Source organism: Mesobacillus subterraneus (assembly GCF_023715485.1).
GTDB classification, from domain to species: Bacteria; Bacillota; Bacilli; order Bacillales; family Cytobacillaceae; genus Mesobacillus; species Mesobacillus subterraneus_B.
Window position 1 is genome coordinate 191,800 of the sequence record NZ_JAMBOF010000001.1, and the last position, 20,250, is coordinate 212,049.

18 protein-coding genes are annotated in these 20,250 nt (G+C 44.2%); 9 read left to right on the plus strand and 9 right to left on the minus strand.

Features of this window, described 5'->3' with window-relative positions:
• Together addA and M3204_RS00995 are read left to right on the plus strand one after the other, a co-directional pair.
• Nucleotides 1-3,792: a helicase-exonuclease AddAB subunit AddA gene (addA, locus tag M3204_RS00990; protein ID WP_251478094.1), complete on the plus strand. Its 3,792-nt coding sequence runs from the start codon at nt 1-3 to the stop codon at nt 3,790-3,792.
• Nucleotides 3,793-3,982: 190 nt separating this feature from the next.
• The gene (locus M3204_RS00995) at nt 3,983-4,219 is read left to right on the plus strand and encodes an HNH endonuclease (RefSeq protein WP_251478097.1); all 237 of its coding nucleotides are present in this window, start codon (nt 3,983-3,985) and stop codon (nt 4,217-4,219) included.
• On the opposite strand, the gene M3204_RS01000 is transcribed toward M3204_RS00995, so the two are convergent.
• The 6 genes from M3204_RS01000 to M3204_RS01025 form a co-directional block, all read right to left on the minus strand.
• Nucleotides 4,216-4,434, minus strand: coding sequence for a spore germination protein (locus tag M3204_RS01000; RefSeq protein ID WP_251477238.1), 219 nt, complete (start codon nt 4,432-4,434; stop codon nt 4,216-4,218). The two genes, M3204_RS00995 and M3204_RS01000, sit on opposite strands and share 4 nt — an antisense overlap.
• Before the next feature lie 91 nt (nt 4,435-4,525).
• Nucleotides 4,526-4,909 (minus strand): spore germination protein GerPE, encoded by a 384-nt coding sequence (locus tag M3204_RS01005; protein ID WP_251477241.1) that lies wholly within the window; start codon nt 4,907-4,909, stop codon nt 4,526-4,528.
• Nucleotides 4,910-4,914: 5 nt separating this feature from the next.
• The gene (locus tag M3204_RS01010; RefSeq protein ID WP_251477243.1) at nt 4,915-5,094 is read right to left on the minus strand and encodes a spore gernimation protein GerPD; all 180 of its coding nucleotides are present in this window, start codon (nt 5,092-5,094) and stop codon (nt 4,915-4,917) included.
• A complete protein-coding gene (gene gerPC / locus M3204_RS01015; RefSeq protein WP_251477247.1) occupies nt 5,091-5,708 on the minus strand; it encodes a spore germination protein GerPC in 618 nt (205 codons plus the stop codon). Before gerPC ends, M3204_RS01010 begins: the two co-directional genes overlap by 4 nt.
• A 45-nt stretch (nt 5,709-5,753) precedes the next feature.
• The gene (locus M3204_RS01020) at nt 5,754-5,999 is read right to left on the minus strand and encodes a spore germination protein GerPB (protein WP_251477250.1); all 246 of its coding nucleotides are present in this window, start codon (nt 5,997-5,999) and stop codon (nt 5,754-5,756) included.
• A 15-nt stretch (nt 6,000-6,014) separates the two neighbouring features.
• On the minus strand, nt 6,015-6,236 hold the full coding sequence (locus tag M3204_RS01025) for a spore germination protein (protein ID WP_251477253.1): 222 nt from the start codon (nt 6,234-6,236) through the stop codon (nt 6,015-6,017).
• A 180-nt stretch (nt 6,237-6,416) separates the two neighbouring features.
• On the opposite strand from M3204_RS01025, the gene M3204_RS01030 reads away from it, so the two are divergent.
• The 6 genes from M3204_RS01030 to M3204_RS01055 all read left to right on the plus strand — a co-directional run bounded on the left by M3204_RS01030 (nt 6,417) and on the right by M3204_RS01055 (nt 13,687).
• On the plus strand, nt 6,417-8,009 hold the full coding sequence (locus tag M3204_RS01030) for a long-chain-fatty-acid--CoA ligase (protein WP_251477256.1): 1,593 nt from the start codon (nt 6,417-6,419) through the stop codon (nt 8,007-8,009).
• 118 nt (nt 8,010-8,127) lie between these two features.
• Nucleotides 8,128-9,312 carry a DUF418 domain-containing protein gene (locus M3204_RS01035; protein WP_251477259.1) on the plus strand — a complete coding sequence of 395 codons (1,185 nt, stop codon included), beginning with the start codon at nt 8,128-8,130 and terminating at the stop codon, nt 9,310-9,312.
• A complete protein-coding gene (locus M3204_RS01040) occupies nt 9,309-9,833 on the plus strand; it encodes a DNA topology modulation protein (protein WP_251477262.1) in 525 nt (174 codons plus the stop codon). The genes M3204_RS01035 and M3204_RS01040 overlap by 4 nt, the downstream gene beginning before the upstream one ends.
• A 323-nt stretch (nt 9,834-10,156) precedes the next feature.
• The gene (locus M3204_RS01045; RefSeq protein WP_251477265.1) at nt 10,157-11,065 is read left to right on the plus strand and encodes a fumarylacetoacetate hydrolase family protein; all 909 of its coding nucleotides are present in this window, start codon (nt 10,157-10,159) and stop codon (nt 11,063-11,065) included.
• Between the two features lie 93 nt (nt 11,066-11,158).
• Nucleotides 11,159-11,515: a YisL family protein gene (locus M3204_RS01050; RefSeq protein WP_251477268.1), complete on the plus strand. Its 357-nt coding sequence runs from the start codon at nt 11,159-11,161 to the stop codon at nt 11,513-11,515.
• 132 nt (nt 11,516-11,647) lie between these two features.
• Nucleotides 11,648-13,687 (plus strand): sensor domain-containing protein, encoded by a 2,040-nt coding sequence (locus M3204_RS01055; RefSeq protein ID WP_251477271.1) that lies wholly within the window; start codon nt 11,648-11,650, stop codon nt 13,685-13,687.
• A gap of 76 nt (nt 13,688-13,763) precedes the next feature.
• Here the strand turns inward: M3204_RS01055 and M3204_RS01060 are convergent, their stop codons facing one another.
• Nucleotides 13,764-14,324, minus strand: a complete 561-nt coding sequence (locus M3204_RS01060; RefSeq protein WP_251477274.1) for a DUF2777 domain-containing protein — start codon at nt 14,322-14,324, stop codon at nt 13,764-13,766.
• A gap of 192 nt (nt 14,325-14,516) precedes the next feature.
• On the opposite strand from M3204_RS01060, the gene asnB reads away from it, so the two are divergent.
• A complete protein-coding gene (gene asnB / locus M3204_RS01065) occupies nt 14,517-16,364 on the plus strand; it encodes an asparagine synthase (glutamine-hydrolyzing) (protein WP_251477278.1) in 1,848 nt (615 codons plus the stop codon).
• A 143-nt stretch (nt 16,365-16,507) separates the two neighbouring features.
• Here the strand turns inward: asnB and M3204_RS01070 are convergent, their stop codons facing one another.
• Nucleotides 16,508-17,866 (minus strand): MATE family efflux transporter, encoded by a 1,359-nt coding sequence (locus M3204_RS01070; protein WP_251477281.1) that lies wholly within the window; start codon nt 17,864-17,866, stop codon nt 16,508-16,510.
• Nucleotides 17,867-18,241: 375 nt separating this feature from the next.
• Entirely contained in the window at nt 18,242-20,002 is a 1,761-nt protein-coding gene (locus tag M3204_RS01075; protein ID WP_251477284.1) for an alpha-glycosidase, read from the minus strand.
• Nucleotides 20,003-20,250 lie beyond the last annotated feature (248 nt).

The following is a 20,250-nucleotide window of genomic DNA, read 5'->3' on the forward strand; positions in this document are numbered from 1 at the left end:
ATGAATATACCGCCTGTACCGGAAGGGGCAACCTGGACGGAGGATCAATGGAAGGCGATCATGGCATCGGGGCAGGACATACTTGTCGCGGCAGCGGCCGGCTCTGGGAAGACAGCGGTGCTGGTGGAAAGAATCATAAAGAAAATTACTTCAGAGAACAATCCGATTGATGTCGATGAGCTGCTCGTAGTGACGTTCACCAATGCCTCGGCTGCGGAAATGCGCCACAGGATTGGGGAGGCACTGGAGAAAGCGATTGACAGCAACACGAGTTCAGTCCATTTAAAAAAGCAGCTCAGCCTGTTGAACAGGGCATCCATTTCTACTCTCCACTCCTTTTGCCTTGATGTGATCAGGAAGTACTATTATCTAATAGATGTCGATCCCGGTTTCAGGATTGCCGATGAAACTGAGGGTCAGCTATTAAGGGACGAAGTCATTGAGGATCTTTTTGAAGAAGAGTATGGGAAGGATGGAAACCAGCCATTTTTCAACCTTGTCGATGCTTTTACCAATGACCGCAGCGACGAAGGATTGAAGGATATCATCGTTGACCTGTTTGATTTTGCAAGGTCAAACCCATCACCGGATGTATATCTCGATTCGATTGTATCCATGTATGATGCGGCAGGCAGCACGACCATTGAGGAACTACCTTTTATGAAGGTGCTGATGGCAGATATAGAGCTTCAGCTCCAGGGAGCAAAGCTGCTTCTCGCACAAGGCTTGGAGATTGCAAAAATGCCTGGAGGCCCTGCGCCGAGGGCAGTGAATTTTACAGAGGACCTCCATGTTGTTGTTACCTTGTTAAATGCCAAAGAACAATCTTGGTCTGAGCTTTATGATGCCATCCAGCTTGCAAATTTCGGCCGTGCAAAGATGTGTAAAGGCGACGATTATAATAAAGATCTTGTCGATAAGGCTTCCAAGCTTAGGGACAGGGCAAAGAAAATCGTTCAGGATTTAAGGAGCGAATTGTTTTCCAGAAGGTCGGAGAGTTTCCTGAAGGATATGCAAGAGATGAAACCTTTGATTGCAGTCCTGATCGACCTTGTAAAGGAATTCTCTCGCCGTTTTGAAGAAGTGAAGCAGGAGCGCGGGCTTGTTGATTTCTCTGACCTCGAGCACTACACGCTTGAAATCCTGGCTGCCCAATCTGGCATTGAAGGCGAATTACCGTCAGCTGAAGCAACACCTTCAGAAGCAGCGCGTGCTTACCGGAAGAAATTCAAGGAAGTGCTTGTAGATGAATACCAGGATACGAATTTGGTCCAGGAAGCGATTCTTCAGCTTGTAACGGCGGATGGTGAAGCAACCGGGAACCTGTTCATGGTTGGCGATGTGAAACAGTCGATCTACCGCTTCCGTCTTGCCGAACCTAAACTGTTTTTAGGCAAATACAACAGATTCACCGCTGATGGCGAGCAGTCTGGCTTAAAAGTCGACCTCGCGAAGAACTTCAGGAGCCGCAGCGAAGTACTTGACGGGACGAATTATCTATTCAAACAGATCATGGGCGTCAAGGTCGGTGAGATTCATTATGATGAAAACGCTGAGCTGAAAAAAGGAGCCCCATATCCAGAGGATGAACAATTCCCTGTCGAGCTTTTGCTCATTGATAGGGGCGAAGGAAGTTCATCAGAAACAGAGTCGGCTGAGGAGAGTGAAACAGCAGCCAGTGAATTCGATGCTGATGACCTCGAGCAATCGCAGCTTGAAGCAAGGCTGATGGCGAAGCATATTAAAGATATGGTTGAGGAGCGCCGGGGAGTCTATAATCCAAAAACGAAAACCTCGAAGCCTGTCAATTATCGGGATATTGTCATCCTGCTCCGCTCGATGACATGGGCGCCGCAAATCATGGAAGAATTCAAGCAGCAGGGCATCCCGATCTATGCGAATCTGTCGACTGGTTATTTCCAGGCAACAGAAGTGGCGGTCATGCTTTCATTGCTGAAGGTGATTGACAATCCATATCAGGATATCCCGCTTGCTGCTGTCCTCAGATCGCCGATTGTCGGCTTGAACGAAGAGGACTTGGCAGTAATCAGAATCAGCCAGAAACGAGGCGCCTTCTATGAAGCGCTGACCACTTTTTGCATGCAAAAGCCAACAGCGGATAATGAAGAATTGTATGAGAAGACAAGCCAGTTCTTTGATCGCTTGAAGTCATGGAGAACAGCTGCAAGGCAGGGCTCTGTTTCCGATTTGATCTGGCAGCTCTACAGGGAGACTCGTTTCTTTGATTTTGCCGGGGGAATGCCTGGCGGCAAGCAGCGCCAAGCAAACCTGCGTGCTCTTTATGACCGAGCCAGGCAATATGAGGCAACCACCTTCCGTGGACTGTTCCGCTTTTTGCGCTTCATCGAACGGATGCGTGAACGCGGCGATGATCTTGGCGCAGCAAGGGCACTTGGAGAGCAGGAGGATGTTGTCAGGATCATGACAATCCACAGCAGCAAAGGTCTTGAGTTCCCAGTTGTATTCACAGCTGGTCTCGCAAGGCATTTCAACACGATGGATCTGAAGAAGTTTTATATGCTGGATAAAGAATTTGGCTTTGCTGCTAAATATATCAATCCTGAAAAACGCATTTCCTATCCTTCGCTCCCTCAGCTTGCCTTCAGACGGAAGCATAAGATGGAAATGCTCGCCGAGGAAATGAGGGTGCTGTATGTTGCCCTGACGAGGGCAAAGGAAAAGCTCTACTTGATTGGTTCTGTTAAGGATGCTGAAAAAATGATCAGCAAGTGGCAGGACGAAGCAAGCCGTCCGGAATGGCTGCTTGATGAGTACTTAAGAGCGTCAGCCACAGGGTTTATTGATTGGATTGGCCCTGCAGTCATCCGCCATAATGATTGCGAATCAATAAGGGGAGGCGAATCCAGTCTTCATCCAGCACTTGGTGAGGAAATCAGCAGACACCCGTCGAGCTGGAGAATCAAAACGATCACAGCTGAGGAAGTCGCTTCGTATGCAGAGGAGAAAACAGAAGAACATGAAAGCTTGTTGGACCTTGTCGCTGCTGGAAAACCGGTGAATATGGAATCCGATATGGCAGAAGCTGTGTACAATCAGCTTTCTTGGAGCTATCTTTACAAGGAAGCGGCGCACCACCGCTCCAAGCAATCGGTGACTGAACTAAAAAGGAACCATGAAGCAAGGGATGAGGAAAGCGGCACGCAGATCGTCCGCCGTTTTACAAAACCAATCCTCAACAGGCCAAGATTTATGCAGGAAAAGAAACTGACACCAGCGGAACGAGGTACGGCCATGCACATGGTCATGCAGCACATCGATCTTACTGAGTCTGTAACTGAAGCCTCACTTGAACTCCAGCTTGAACAAATGGTCAAGAAGGAACTGCTTTTCCCAGAGCAGAGAGACGCGATCGAGAAAAAGTGGATTCTTGCCTTTTTTGAAACCGAAATCGGAAAACGGCTCATGAATGCCCAGAAGGTCCGTCGTGAAGTTCCATTTTACCTTGCCTTGCCAGCGAGGGAAGTGTATCCAGACTGGCAGGGTGAAAATGAACCCATTTTCATCCAGGGGGTTGTCGACTGCATCTTCCAGGATGAAAAAGGAACAGTCTTGCTCGACTTTAAGACAGATGGTATCCATGACCGCTACAAAGGCGGTTTTGAACAGGCAAGTCCCATCCTGGAAGAACGCTACCGAATCCAGCTCAGTTTGTATGCTAAAGCGATCGAACAAGTCTGGAAGCAGCCGGTAGATGAGAAGTATCTGTACTTCTTCGATGGAGGCCACCTTTTGGAGCTGGAAGTACTATAATATTATGAAATAAAAAAACCGGTCAGATGTGAACAATATTCCTGACCGGTTTTTTTATATATGCATGAAGAGAGTAAAGATGACTTGGAACTTGATCCAGTGGGGAGGGAATCACCCAATGGCGAAGAAAAAACAAATTGGAACGTGTGAATTATGCTGAAGGGAAGAGGTAGAAGTAACCGTTCACCATCTGACTCCAAAGGAAATGGGAGGCACCTTCATGCCAACGGCAGACCTCTGTATCCCTTGCCATAAACAAATTCATGCTCTGTTCACCAATGAGGAACTCGCAATGAATTTGAGCACGGTGGAGATGTTGAAACAGCATCCGGACATACAAAAATTTTTGAAGTGGATAAAAAAACAGCCTTCTACAAGGCTGCCGAGGATTTCAAAATCTAATGATCGGAAACAAAAGAAGCGTTAGTTATTTCCGACTGTCGGCTGGTCAATCAGATTGGCATCAAGCACATTGCTGGCACTGAATCCATTATTGGTGATGATGAATCCGCCTGTATTGAAGCCACCCTGGCCAGCTACTGTTTTTGAATTGCTTTTTGGCGAGATGAACAGCGTGTCACCAAACTGCACTGTCCCGCCGCCAACATTCACTATTTGTACAGGACCAATAATTGCTGGCATTTTGAAAACATCCTTTTCTGCCTTTATTTATTTTTCAATTGCGGTTACGGCTACCGCTACCGCTTTTTTTTTATCGACACATGGCCATATGCTAATCAACATGATTCCTTCGCGGCAGGAGCTGGCGTATGTGCTTAACCCGCGCTTCCATGGAAATATGGCGACTGTTCCCAATGTGGACGACCGATGAGGAGGAGGCACCCATGATGCCAATATTCCTTACCTTTAAAACTGGATTGAGGTTCTGGGTTGAGCCGTTGAGACTTTCAGTCATCGGTTCAAAAGGAATCGCTTCAGAAAAAATGGGATAAGCGCCAAAACTGCCTTCGTTTGTATAAAAGATTTCGGCTTCGCGCTGAACGGCAATCGCTCTTGAGATCCCGCAAATCTGTTCTGAATCTCCAATTTGGAAGATGGAGGAGAAAGATACGGAGTCCACTTTTATATGGTCCACACACGCTATTCTCTGGAGCATAGCGATCACGCATCCGGTGACAGCGGAACAAACGGTCCGATAATCAGTGATTCTGCTGGTGTATCGAAGGTCGCTGCCAGCTGGATCGTCTCAGCATCCCCAACCATCAGCAGTGAGGAACTGGATACCCCGATGACCCTGATGTCGCCGACACAAATATCACGGTTATAAACTTGGAAATTCATTCTGAGCTTCCTTCCTTCACTTTGTCTGGCAGGTTTTTCAGGAACAGGAATACACCATTCTGGATTTCTTGCATAAGGAGGCCTATCACTTGTTCATTTAGTTCAGGGCTGAATTCAGTACCTCGATGATTGGTGGATTGTTCTTTTATATGTGCGGCCACCCTGCCTGACAGTTGTTTTTTTATATCTTCTTTTATGAAAGTAAAATATGAATCATCAACATTGATGCCGAGCTTCTTTTGGGCATCCCGGTAAATACCCTCTAAATCTGTTTCGAGATAGTGGTTAAGAGCCGTTTCGATTTCGATGGTTCTTTTGAACAATTGCTTCGGCGGGACAGGGACATTCACAGCTTTCTGATCAACGGTGAAGTCCTCGATTCCATCCAGTTCAGTTGGATTCAAGCCAATATTCAATGTGCCTTCAAGCGTTTCTACCTTCAACTGGTCGAATTTATACTCGATATTTCCGATTTGAACCGGTGGCCGTTCCTTCAAGACAGCAATTTCCTGCTGCAGCTCCTGGACCAGCTTCTCCAATCTGGCTGTTTTTTTGCTCTGGTGTTCCACATACAAGTGCAGCCTTTTTATATACTGATAGAATTCCGCATCCAAACGAATCACCTCGTCTTCAACCAGTTATTTTGAACTCTCTGACGATTAAAGGACCGGAGCCTGCAATGGAACAGCTGGTGACTCAAGTGTGTTGGAAACTCCTGTAAACCCACTTGAGGCTTGGCTGGGATGCATAGCTTGAGGTGCAGGTCCTGTAAATCCTCCGGTATTGTATAGATAAGATACAGGCTTGATCATTCCAGCGCTGCCAATTTGCAGAACAGAAGAGTTTGTAATTCCATTAATCTTTAACATATTAATATGAATGGATTGCTGTATATAGAAATTCATATTGAATCACCCGCATTATACATTTAAATAATTTCCTTGATCGACTGCATCCGGGTCATAGGTGTTTGTCGAGCTTTGGTTATTGTACACAGTCAATCCGTCCCCGGTATTGAATGAACCAGCTCCTGAAAAGGTTTTAGCGTTGGAAACCGGGCTGATACTGTATACGTCGCCAATATGGAAGACAGAACTGTTACCGAGCGAAATGACCTGAGCGACCCCAACAATTGCTGGCATAAGCAACACCCTTTTACTTGGATTTCTTTATTAGTCTATGTGCCCACCCAGAGAATGTGATTAATATGCCTATATCGAATCAACAAAGAATGTTATATAACAGATAAAAAAATATATAACAGTTATGGAAATATGGTAAAATATTTATATATTTTGAATTTTCATACGGGAGGCAGAATCATGAACGTTCCATTGCTGTTGAACCAGTTTCTTGATCGTGCGGTGTCATTATATGGAGACAAGAAAGCTATTTTTTCTGAGGACAAGGCGCTTACATATTCTGAACTGAATGAGAGGGTGAACAGGCTTTCTGATGGATTGCAAAAGTTTGGAGCCGGAAAGGGTGATCGGATTGCGTACCTTGCGCCGAATTCGATTGAAATGCTCGAAGGTTTTTATGGCGTATTCCAGCTGGGGTGCGTGATGGTGCCTCTTAACATCCGCTTGAAGCCAGATGATTATTTGTTCATCCTGAACCATAGTGAATCGAAATTTTTGTTTGTTGATCAGGATTTGTACCATCTCATCGCACCGATTCGAGACCAGCTGGAAACGGTTCAGCAAATCATTGTCCACTATAAAGAAGAAAGTCTCAATGAAATGGGTTATGACGAATGGCTTCTTCAGTATTCTCCCGAAGCCTTCGACCGCGAACAGCTTGACGAAAATGATATCTGCAGTCTCTTGTATACGAGCGGTACGACAGGCAATCCCAAAGGCGTCATGCTCACACACCGGAACAATTATCTCCATGCTCTGAGCACGATGCATCATTTGCGGGTCAGCGATGAGGATGTATTGCTCCATGTTCTGCCAATGTTCCATGTGAATGGCTGGGGATCGCCATTTTATTACACAGCCAATGGATCTTCGCAGGTATGCCTGCGCAAAACGACTCCTGAGACCATTTTTAAGGCATTGGAAAAGCATAAAGTAAGCGTCATGCATATGGCTCCAACTGTATTGAATTCATTGCTCCAATTTTATGAAAAGAATGTCCCGGCCATTGATCAGCAGGTCAGGGTAGTCATTGCCGGCTCCGCACCACCTCCGGCCTTCGTGACACGGGTGGAAAAAGAACTTGGATGGGAATTCATCCAGGTGTACGGCATGACAGAATCGTCGCCGCTAAGTACCATTTCCACTGTAAGGTCGCACTTGAAACAGCTTCCTTTGAATGAACAATATCGGATGAAAGCCAAGGCAGGAATCTCGATGATTGGCTGCCAGGTAAAAGTGGTGAATGATTATGGCGAAGAAGTGGCCCATGACGGTATGGAGATTGGGGAAGTCATCACCAGAAGCAATGGCGTCATGAAAGGCTACTGGAAAAATGAAGAGGCAACGATGGAAGCAATCCGCAATGGCTGGCTCCATACAGGGGACATGGCCACAGTAGACGAATACGGTAATATTGATATCGTAGACCGTAAGAAGGATGTCATTATAAGCGGAGGCGAGAACATTTCTTCTATAGAAGTAGAGGGTGTCCTTTATGACCATCCGGCCGTCCTGGAGGCGGCAGTAATTGCCCTCCCTCATGAAAAATGGGGAGAAACACCTCATGCATATGTTGTGCTGCGTGAAAATGAACAGGTCTCAGAACATGATTTGATTGCTTTTTCAAGGGAAAAGCTGGCCCATTTCAAAGCGATTACGGGAGTTTCGTTTGTAAAAGAATTGCCGAAAACGGCTTCTGGAAAAATCCAAAAGGTTCACTTGAGGAATGAGTATTGGGAAGCGAAAGGCAAGTCAGGGAAATTCGTAAATTAAGAGATGACGTGGACTGCTCAACTTCCAGAGCGGTCCTTCTTCATATATTTTTGGCTTGAAGGGATTTGTGTGATATACATAGAGTAGATGTAGACTATTCGATGAAATGAGGGGGAATATGGATTTAAAAGTTTCAGATGGGAAAAGGATAGTATCGATTGACAGGATGCGGGGATTTTCTTTATTAGGGATTTTTCTAGTGAACATGATTTCATTTCATTCCCCTTATTTCAATATCGATCCAGAAACATGGTGGGATGGAAGACTTAACTTAGTTACATACAGATTCATTGATCTATTTGTCCAGGCCAGTTTTTATCCGCTGTTTGCGATGCTGTTCGGATATGGACTTGTTATTTTAAGAGAACGCAGTCTCGAGAAGGGATTGAAGTTTAACGCGTTAGCATTAAGGCGACTTTCCATTCTGTTAGTAATCGGCATTATGCACACCTTCCTCGTCTGGGAAGGAGATATATTGATTACCTATTCAGTCTGTGGCTTCGCATTCCTCCTTTTTATTGGCTGGAGTGCAAAACGGCTGCTTATAGCTGGAATGACTTTATACATAGTTCCGAATTTGCTGTTGCTGCTTATGCTGGGAGCGACTGCCACACTCGGTGGCGGTGCGGAGTTCTCAATGTATGACAAGCTAGCTGCGGATCAGGCAATTCAAGTCTATCAAACTGGCAGTTTTGCTGAGGTAACTAAGCAAAGGACATCAGAATGGTACGAAAACAATAATCTTATGGGGTTGATCTTTTACTTTATCACGATTCTTCCGTTATTTTTGATCGGAGCTGGCGCGGCGAAAATGAGGCTGTTTGAAAATGTGGAAGCGAATAGTCGGAAGATCGCTTATTATGCTGCTGCCTTCGCTCTTATAGGGTTGCTGATAAAAGCTCTTCCTTACTTGGGTGGGAGAAATTTGATGACAGATTATGCCCAGGATGTTTTCGGCGGAGCAATGCTTGCGATGGCTTATGCGTTATTCATTGCCCTTTTCTCAGAGAACAGAAAGTTTGATAGAGTGCTTTCCCCGCTGGCAGCAGCTGGCAGGCTTTCCATCAGCAATTACTTATTTCAATCTGTATTCTCAACCCTGATTTTTTATAGCTATGGACTCGGATACTATGGAAAAATTTCTATTTTTGCTGGAACGATGCTTGCGTTGATTATCTATGCTTTTCAGCTTGCGGTAAGCAGCTGGTGGGTTAAAAGATATTACTATGGCCCGGTAGAATGGCTTTGGAGAAGCGGTACATACATGAAAAAGCAGCGTTTCAAAAAGGGAGAAGCATCGTGAAGAAAGTAATAATTATCGGCAGCGGCGGCGCGGGCAAATCCACACTTGCAAGGAAGCTTGGAGAAGTGATTGGCATCAAGGTACACCATCTTGACGCACTGTACTGGAAACCGGGCTGGAAAATGACAGGGAAAGATGAATGGGAAGAAATTGTCCTCAAAATCATTAAGGAAGAAACGTGGATTATCGATGGGAACTTTGGAGGCACGATGGATATAAGAGCACAGGCTGCTGACACTGTTATCTTTCTTGATTATTCCACCACGAGATGCCTCTATGGAATCATTAAAAGAAGGATAATGTATCACGGCCGTACCAGGCCCGATATGAATGAAGGCTGTCCAGAAAAGCTAGATTGGCAGTTCATAAAATGGGTTGCAGAATATAAACGCAAAAAGGCTCCTGCCATCATTGAAAAATTAGAACAGTACAGGCTAGAAGGCAAAGAAATTTATCATTTTACAACTCCTCTCGAAACAGAAGAATTCATTGCAAAGTTATCAAAAAAATGGGTCTGTTAAAGCCCAATGTTGTATTTAATACCTGTTGATTGTAGTGGAAGGCGCGTAGACTCCTCCGAAAATGCTAACGCATTTTCATCGTGCGTGGGCAGGTTCGAGGAAGCTTAATCAATGTCCTGCGGGCTTAGCTGGTCAGATGAGACCCCGCAGGAGCGAAGCGACGAGGAGGCTCAGCGCCAGCAAAGAAGAATTTGTTCTTTGAAAAAGTTGGTTTTTGAACTTTTTCATAATTCTTCCCCCGCGGAAAGCGAAGCGCCTGAAACGAAAATCAACAGCCTAGTTTAACAGAGCCAAAAAAATAAATTTCCAGGAGGTATAAAATAATGAAATTTGGTACTTTTAAAAATGAGTCTGGTATCTTTATCGGGATTGTCAATGAAGATGGAACCCATGTTCTTTCGCTGGTGTCAGCTTCTGAAAAAATGAATGGAGAATTCGCAATACCAGCGGCAATGATTGATGCGATCGCATTAGGTGAACAATTTATTCAGGAAGCGCAGAAGATAGTTCAATGGGCAAAAGAACAGCCCCTAGATGAAGACCTCTATCTCCCGCTGGAGACGGTGACATTGATGGCACCAATTCCGAAGCCATCCAAGAATATTTTCTGTGTTGGCAAAAATTATGCGGACCATGCCATTGAAATGGGAAGCAAGGATGACATTCCTGAACACATCATGGTGTTCACGAAGGCACCTACTTCCGTCATTGGCGACGGTGAGAAAATCCTTGAGCATAAGAATGTGACAGAGCAATTGGATTATGAAGGAGAACTTGCAGTAGTTATTGGCAAGGAAGGAAAAGCCATTGAGAGAGAGAAAGTTTTGGATCACGTGTTTGGCTATACAATCGTGAATGATGTAACCGCCCGCGACCTCCAAGCTAAGCACAAGCAGTTTTTTATTGGAAAAAGCCTTGATACGACATGTCCTATGGGCCCATGGATCGTGCACAAGTCTGCAATCGAAAATCCTAACAATTTAAATATCCAGACGACTGTGAATGACGAGGTCAGACAAGATTCAAACACAGAGAAATTCATTTTCCCCATTGAGGAAATCATTTCAGTCCTCTCGCAGGGAATGACATTGGAACCTGGTGATATTATCGCAACCGGCACGCCCGCTGGTGTTGGAAAAGGCTTTAAACCGCCAAGATTCTTAAAGGGCGGGGATGTAATTGAGATAACAGTAGAGGGAATCGGGACGTTGAAGAATACCGTCAAAGGCTAGGCTTTCTTTTACGTATATCCTCACCTTATATTTAGGATTTTCCACGCCAATGTGGTATGATATTTTAGAATTTGATGTTAGGAGGACGGGTAAATGATACATGCACATATGACTGCGTGGTTTTTGGCGCTTATTTTATTTTTCGTTTCACTTGGATTACATAAGAGCGGCAAGGAAAAAGGTTCTAAAATCGTACATATGGTTTTAAGACTGTTTTATCTGCTGATTCTAGTGACTGGCTTCATGCTTCTGTTCGGTATTTCAACTATTAGCATGATGTATGTATTGAAAGCAGCAGTAGGATTATGGGTTATTTCCATGCTGGAAATGATTTTAATCCGCACGAAGAAGAACGAAAAAGCTTCTGTTTTATGGATTCAATTCATCGTTGCAGTGCTGCTAGTACTATATTTAGGATTCTCGCTTCCACTAGGAACAGACATGTTTTAATATTGGATTTGTCGAAAAAAGCTGGCTTTTAGATGCCAGCTTTTTCTTTTTTTGTCATATCATCGTCCATGGAAATATGGTATTTTAAGAGGTAGGGATATTGGAGAAATATGAATAATATTGGAGATTGCAATGGCTACGACAAAAAGCTGCGTTTACGAAAATGACGGACAACTTAATAGCTTTATAGAGAGCAATTCATTCCCAACTTGCCCCAATCTTTTGGTGCAAATTTTTTTCAGGCAGGAAGATGAGCCTGACCTTCATTGTCTGCAGCAATCTATTAAAAATCAGTTGCCGCATGCTGCGATGATGAGCTGTGAGTCAGCGGGCCATCTGGCTGCCGAAAAACAGGTTATCATTACTTTTACAGAATTCAGCAAGCCAGAACTTGAAACCATTCTGCAAAAACAAAATCAGTATACAATAAACACTCTAACCTACTTAGTAGAAACCTCCCAACAAGACATCCTCCATTTGAATGAAAGCTTAAAGATTTCCGAGCAATACTACCGTTCGCTGTTCGACAACAATGGCGACTTTGTCTATTCAACTGATTTACAAGGTAATTTTACAAGTGTGAATCAATCGTTTTTAAAAACCTTCAGGTTCAGTGAGCAGGAGGTCATAGGCAAATCAGCGCTGGATTTTATCAACCAAGAAGATGTGCCGCGAGCAAAAATGCATTTTATCCAGGCCCTTAGAGGCAGAGACCAGATTTATACAATCGAAATCCAGGTCAAGAGCGGCGAGTCGCAGATTTTTCAGATAAAGAATATTCCCATTACTGTAAACGGAAAATGCGTGGGCACGTATGGAATTGGGCGGAATATAACCCGCCAGAAAAAAACGGAAGAAAAGATCATCCAGCTTGCGTACTATGACCATGATACAGGTTTGCCGAACAGGATGAGATTCACAGAACAGCTAGAAGAAATGATCCGCAGTGCCAGGAAAAAGAAAGAGGTACTCGCGGTACTGGTCATTGATATCGATCGCTTCAAAATTATCAACGACAGCCTCGGGCATTATGCTGGTGACATCGTCTTGAAGGAGCTTGCTGAAAGGATCCAGAAGCATCTTCCTAAAGGTGCGTACCTGGGAAGATTCAGCGGCGATAAATTCACCCTTCTGCTGTCAAAAGACGTCAGCATCGAGCGGACGACGAGAACCGCAAGGGAGTTGCAGAATCTCATCTCGAAGCCACTATATTACCAGAATCAAGAATTCATTGTGACTGCAAGCATAGGCATCAGTTCTTTTCCGGCAGACGGACTTGAGGAACATGTTTTACTGAAGAATGCAGACATCGCGATGAATCGTTCCAAAAATCAAGGTGGAAATAAAATTACTTATTTCTCAAACGGAATGAACGACCAGGCAATGATCCGCCTTGAACTGGAAAGTTATTTGCGAAAGGCGCTTCAGAAGGAAGAGTTTTATCTTTGTTATCAGCCTCTTATGGACTTGAAATCCGGCGAGATTACCTGTACGGAAGCGCTGATCCGCTGGCAGCATCCTCACCTTGGTCTTGTATCACCGGCTCAATTCATACCGCTGGCTGAGGAAACTGGCTTGATTGAGGAAATTGGCGCGTGGGTGCTGACAACTGCCTGTATCCAGACTAAAGAATGGCAGTCAAAAGGATTTCCGAATCTGGGTATCTCGGTTAATGTCTCGGCACATCAATTCCAGCAGCATGCTTTTATTGGGCAGGTTATCAATGCGCTCGAGTTCTCTAAGCTCGAGCCTGAATACTTGTCGCTGGAGCTGACAGAAAGTGCGATGCTGAAAGATATTGCCTATAGCATTTCCGTCATGAGAGCTTTACAGGATATAGGGGTGAAGGTCTCGATTGATGACTTTGGGACTGGCTATTCTTCGCTAAGCTATTTGCGGAACCTGCCGATCGATACGCTTAAGATTGACCAGTCCTTCATCAACAACCTCCATGATGACCCCTCTGATATCGCCATCGTCAAGGCGATCATTACAATGGGCCAGGGCCTTGCCATCAAAATTGTCGCGGAGGGTGTTGAAACGCACGAACAAATCAATATATTAAGAGATTTGGATTGCCACTACGCACAGGGATACTATATCCAAAAACCACTTGAATCTAAAGCTTTCGAAAGAGGATTCCGTACTTTTGAAAAAGCTGAATATGCCTAAAATTGATGAAAGAAGAGCCTGCACTTGATGTGCAGGCTCTTCTTTACGTTTCGTTTATCCAACTTTCCTGCTTTTCTTAGGAAATTCTTTCAATGACCGCTCGTTTGCCAGTGCTCATTGTAATTTCAAATCTGTCATTTTGTTTTTCATGGTAATCAAAGTGATGCTGGACATTGCAAATCATTTCTTCATTGTCGAGGACTAAGAAATTCACTCCTGAAACTCCGTTTTCATTATCAAGGAAGGTCAGGTGGTTATAACAATAAATGCAATCATAAATTGAAAAATTGAGCGAATTCAATGTGTTGAGGAATTGGACAAATGCTTCATCATTCAGCTCATCGAGCAGCCGCTCAAATGAATAAATCAGCTGTTTTCTGATCCTGACCAATTCCTGGTCCTGCAAAAAAAATTTCTCATTGCCAGTTTGGATACAGCCATTGTCTAATAAAAATCCCTTGCACCATTTATTGTTCCGCAGCACTTCCACTTCCTGATGGATAAATTCATCGACAAGTGCAGCTTCTTCAGTTTCTTCATCAAAAAAAACCCACTGTGAATTAATGTATTCTACTGTCCCGGCATTAAAAGCCCTGGGCTGGAATTCGATAAGATTGCTTCGTTGCTGTCGGTTCATCTGGTTCCTCCGTTAATTATCGCTCACCTTCTTTGTAGACAGATTTTGGCGAATTTATAACATGATTTAAAAAGATAGGTGAATTAACCAGTTTGGATGCTGCTGCATAAGATGAGTAATGCTTAAGCGATCTAAGTTTCGGGATATGCTTTATCACTATTGAGAAAGATTCCGCTGAAAGGATGATTATAAATGTGTGGAATAACCGGTTGGGTAGACTTCAGAAAAAATTTGGACCATGAACGTGAGACCATGGCAAAAATGGCGGAAACTTTAAGCAAAAGAGGTCCCGACGATACAAATGTATGGACTTCAAAACATGCAGCACTCGGACATAAAAGGCTGGTGGTTGTAGATCCTGAGGGCGGAAAGCAGCCAATGACAAGAACTAAGGGAGATAATCGGTATACCATTTGTTATAACGGAGAGCTCTATAATACTGAGGACCTCAGAAAAGCACTGCTATTAAAAGGATATTCCTTTAATGGCCATTCTGATACAGAGGTTTTGCTCATTTCTTTCATAGAATGGGAGGAAAATTGCCTTGAACATTTAAATGGTATTTTCGCCTTTGCTGTGTGGGACCAGCAGGAGGAAAAGCTTTTTATTGGCCGAGACCGGCTCGGAGTCAAGCCGTTGTTTTTCCTTGAAACCGCATCTGGACTTTTGTTTGCTTCTGAGCAAAAGGCTCTGCTCGCACATCACGATGTCAAGGCCGAAGTAGACCGGGAAGGGCTTTGTGAGGTGTTTGGGCTTGGTCCATCCCGTTCCCCCGGGGCAGGCATCTTTAAAAATATGAAGGAGCTGCGGCCTGGCCACGGACTTGTTTTTTCGAAAAATGGGCTGAAGACCTGGAGATACTGGAATGTGAAAAGTGAAACCCATACAGATAGCCTTGATGAAACGTCTGAAAAGGTACGGGAATTGTTTACTGATGCTGTGACGCGTCAGCTTGTGTCCGATGTGCCGCTTTGCACGTTCCTTTCTGGCGGATTGGATTCGAGCGCAATTACTGCCATCGCTGCTAACCATTATAAGGAGGGGGGCAAGGGCAGCCTTCATACTTATTCGATCGATTACGAAGGAAACGACCAGTATTTTAAAGAGAATGAATTCCAGCCAAATGCAGATGCATTCTGGATCAATAAAATGTCTGAAACCTTCGGGACAGTGCACCATAGCAGCATCATTTCCCAGCACGATTTGGCTGGATACTTAACTGAAGCCGTCCATGTACGTGACCTGCCAGGCATGGCAGATATTGATTCATCGCTCCTCTGGTTTTGCCGGGAAATCAAACAGGATTTTACCGTGAGTCTATCAGGGGAATGTGCTGATGAAATTTTCGGCGGCTACCCATGGTTCCATAGGAAGGAGGATTTAAACCGGCCGGGTTTTCCATGGATGCGTTCGATTAATGAACGGCAAAACATGCTGCGAGACCACTGGCGTAAAAAATTGAATCTAGAAGACTATATGATGGGTAAATTCACCGACACGATTGCCGAGGTGCCGGTGCTTGATGGTGAAAGACCTGAGGATGCGAAGCGCAGACAATTATTCTATTTGAATATCATTTGGTTCATGACTACGCTCCTTGACAGGAAGGATCGGATGAGCATGGGAGCGAGCCTTGAAGTGAGGGTTCCGTTTGCCGATCACCGCCTCGTTGAATATGTTTGGAACATTCCTTGGGAAATGAAAATGCACGGCAACAGGGAAAAAGGCATTTTGCGGAAAGCGCTGGAAGGAGTACTGCCAGAAGAAGTTTTATACCGGAAAAAGAGTCCTTATCCGAAGACACATCATCCGGCCTATACCCAGGCAGTCCAAAGCATGCTGTCCGAATTCATGGCTGATTCAAACAGTGCATTGCATGAATTCTTCGACAGGAGCACCCTGCAAAAAATGATAGAAACCGAAGGAGCATCATTCAAGGTCCCATGGTTCGGCCAGTTGATGACAGGCCCGCAGCTCTTGGCACAGCTAGCGCAGATCCATATTTGGTTCCGGGACTACAATATTAATATTGCAGACTAAGAAAAGCGTAAGCTCCTTGGTCAGCCCCGACAAGCGTCTCGAGGGGCTGACCAAGGAGCTGGGGCTCGACAATTCTCGGAGTGGAAATTATATAACTTTATGTTCTAAAAAAGCAAGCCAGTTTCAGGGGCTTGCTTCTTGCGTTATTCCGCCTGGACAGATTCTGGTTCAGTAACAAAAGACTTTTTGACCCAAACTTTAGACCGCCAGCGCCATAGCATGAGAAGTCCGCGCAGCCATTCGTCAGCTATAAAGGCAATCCAGATGCCAACGAGCCCAAGCTCGAGATAGATTCCCAGAAAGTATGATAACGTTACGCTGACTCCCCACATCGACAGGATCCCCATATAAACAGGGAATTTCACATCCCCGGCGGCACGGAGTGAGCTGATGAGCACGAGATTGAAGGATCTGCCTGGTTCTAAAATAATTGTTAATAGAATGAGAGTGCTGCCGAGCTCTATGATGCTCAAATTGTCCGTGAAAATTCCGAGCAGGTCCTTGGCAAAGAATGAAACAAACGCAGCGGCGGCAATTGAAATGATGATCGCCAGTTTCAAGCTTTTCAAAGCACGTTTATAGGCATTGTCGATTTCTTTGGCACCAACCATATGGCCAATAATGATCTGGGTTCCCTGGCTGATGGCGATGCTGAAGAGGAATACGAACATCATCACATTTTGTGTATACACCTTTGCGGTCAAAGCCTGGGTGCCAAGCGTTGCAATAAAATACGTAATCAGCATCTGTGAGCCATTATAGCTAAGGTGTTCCCCAGCAGAAGGAATTCCGATATTGAGCAAGTTTTTAAGATGGTTTTTCGGGAACCGGAAGAGCATGGACATAGGCAGTGAACCCGGTATACGTTTCATCATGACATATAAGGCCGCAAGTAAACCAAGAATCCTGCTGACCGAAGTGGAAATCGCCACACCTTCAACACCGAGGACAGGAATCCCGAATGGCCCGAAAATGAATAAATAGTTTCCAATCACATTGAGCACGTTCATGCCAATCGTGACATACATAATATCTCTTGTAAAACCATAGCTGCGGACAATGCTGCCGACCGTCATGATCAGGGATTGGATAAATGAAAATCCACCGACAATTTTCAAGTAGGCATTCGCTTCATCAAATAATTCAGGCGGAAGGTCCATCACTCCAAGCAATTGCTCGCTGAAGATAAAAACACCAGCACTAAGAATCAATCCGAACACAAGGTTCGCCCCAATCGAGACAACAGATACTTCGCGGGCTTGGTCATCTCTTTTGGCACCAAGGTTCTGTGCAACCAAAATGGCAGTACCCGTAGCGATAAAACCAAACATGACGATGACCATCGAAAGAATCTGGTTGGAGACCCCGACAGCAGCAACCGAATTATCTGAATACTGGGAAAGCATTAGTGTATCGGCATTCCCCATAAGCATATAAAGCAGGATTTCAATAAATAGAGGCCATGTTATAGCAAATAATGATAATTTAGCAGTTTTTTTCATAATGATATGCATCTCCAAGTTGTAATTCCTTAATTATACAGACTAAACGAGGAATTTGAAGTGAAATGATATTTTTTTATGAGTGGCTCTTTCGTAAACTTTGTTGCTTCTCCAACCAAAAGTAAAAATCGGCTTTTGGAATTTTACGGGTCAAACTCCATTCCTTGTTCAGAAATCTTAGCGAAAAGTGCTCTAATATCAAGAGAAATACGGGTTGAAAACTTTGTACGAAAAACTAAAATTCACTGCGAAAACAGCTTTATGAGAAAATCAGGGCAAGACTACTGCAATTCTCACGACAAATGCTATTCAGGAAAGTTTCCATCCAATAAAAAAACCCCTTTCTCGAAAATTTGTGAAAGGGGTGATTAAAATTTAAAATTTGAACAGCGCAAATCCGTTTGCGGTAATCTTCGCTGTTAAGTCATCAGCCTCGGCTGCGTATTCTTCACCTGTATAGATGTTAGTTATTTTCTTGCCTTTTAAGTTAAAAGGAAGAGGGTAGCTTGCTTCTTCACTGCTCATGTTAACGACAACCAGGATTGTTGTTGTTCCGTTTGATTTCGTGTATGCGAAACAGCTTTCATGGTAATCGGAAGGGATAAAATGCAGTTCGCCTTCATTTGCCAATAGCGGATATTCCTTGCGCAGCTGGATCATCTTCTGGACGTGGCTGAACATGTCCTTGTTCTGTTCCTCTTCATTCCACTTCATGCACTCGCGGCAGCCTGGATCCTGTTCACCGCTCATTCCAATTTCATCGCCATAATAGATACATGGAGTACCGATGTAAGACAGCAAAACTGTAAAGATCTGTTTAACCTTATCTAGGTCTCCGCCACATTCCGTCAAAATCCTTGGAGTATCATGGCTGTCAATCAGGTTGAAAGCAACTTCATTGACATTTTTCGGATACATATGGTTTACGGTCGTCATGTTTTCAATAAATTCTTTAACGGTGATTGTTTTGCGGGCAAACAGGTTCAAAATATTAGTTGTGAATGGGTAATTCATGACTGCATCGAATTGGTCGCCGCGAAGCCATGGCATCGAGTCATGCCAGATTTCGCCGAGAATATAAAGCTCAGGTTTGATGGCCTTCACTTCGGAGCGGAATTTCCTCCAGAATGAGTGGTCGACTTCATTCGCCACGTCTAGCCTCCAGCCATCGATATCGAATTCACGCACCCAATAGCGGCCTACTTCCAGTAAATATTCAATGACTTCAGGGTTTTCAGTATTAAGCTTCGGCATTGCTTTCTCAAAAGCGAATGTATCATAATTCGGCCTTGGCTCAGTCACTAACGGGAATTCACGAGTATGGAACCAATCCTTATATCGGGATTCTCCGCCCTTTTCAAGTACATCCTGGAACTGAGGGAAGTAGAAACCACTATGGTTGAAAACTGCATCGAGCATAACCTTGATACCGTGTTCGTGGCAAACCTGGATGAGCCGTTTCAATGTTTCTTTGTCGCCGAATTGCGGGTCGATTTCCATATAATCAATCGTATCGTATTTATGATTTGAATAAGCTTTGAAAATCGGCGTAAAATAAATACCGGTGATGCCCAGATTGGCCAGATAGTCGATATTTTGGATTACACCTTCAAGGTCACCGCCGAAGAAATTGTCCTTTTCGGGCGGTGCACTGCCCCAGGGCAAAGCTCCTTCGGGATCAATGGAAGGATTACCATTTCCGAAGCGCTCAGGAAAGATTTGATACCAAACCGTGTTTTTTACCCAGGAAGGTGCACGGAATACATCAATGTTATTAAGATATGGGAAGGCAAAATAATAGCCAGTGTCATCCGTTGGAGGTTCTTGATAGAAACCCTTTTCTGTCAAACATGCTGATTCAGTGCCATCATTCAGGATAAAGCCATAGCGCATCCTTCTGTACGGCGGCTTAATAGAAACAAACCAATAATCGTATAACTGGTCTGTGCCGCTTTTGATCATTGGAACAGTATTTATATTCCATTTGCCATCGGTCCAATCATAAGGATCGCCATTTAACAGAGAAACCTCTTTTATATCATCCTTTTTGGTGCGGATGCGAATATGTAGCTCTTCATTCGTGCAAGCGTATGCATAATTGTCTTTGGGACGGTGATAAATCGCTTCTTTTAACAAGAGGGAACCATTCCTTTCATTAATAAATCAAGGTTAAAACAAGGGTAGACCACTGATTTTAAATTGTCAATTATAAAAAAGCTGCTTCACAGAAATTTAACGAAATATATCTGATAGTAAAAAATTTTTTAAAAAACTAGTTGTCAAACTGATTTAAGGGTTTATAATAAGAAGTAGGTTGTGCAATCGTTTTCATAGACTTGCAAACAACATTACAAACGTTTGCACAGGCAGTAAGCGTTCTGCGC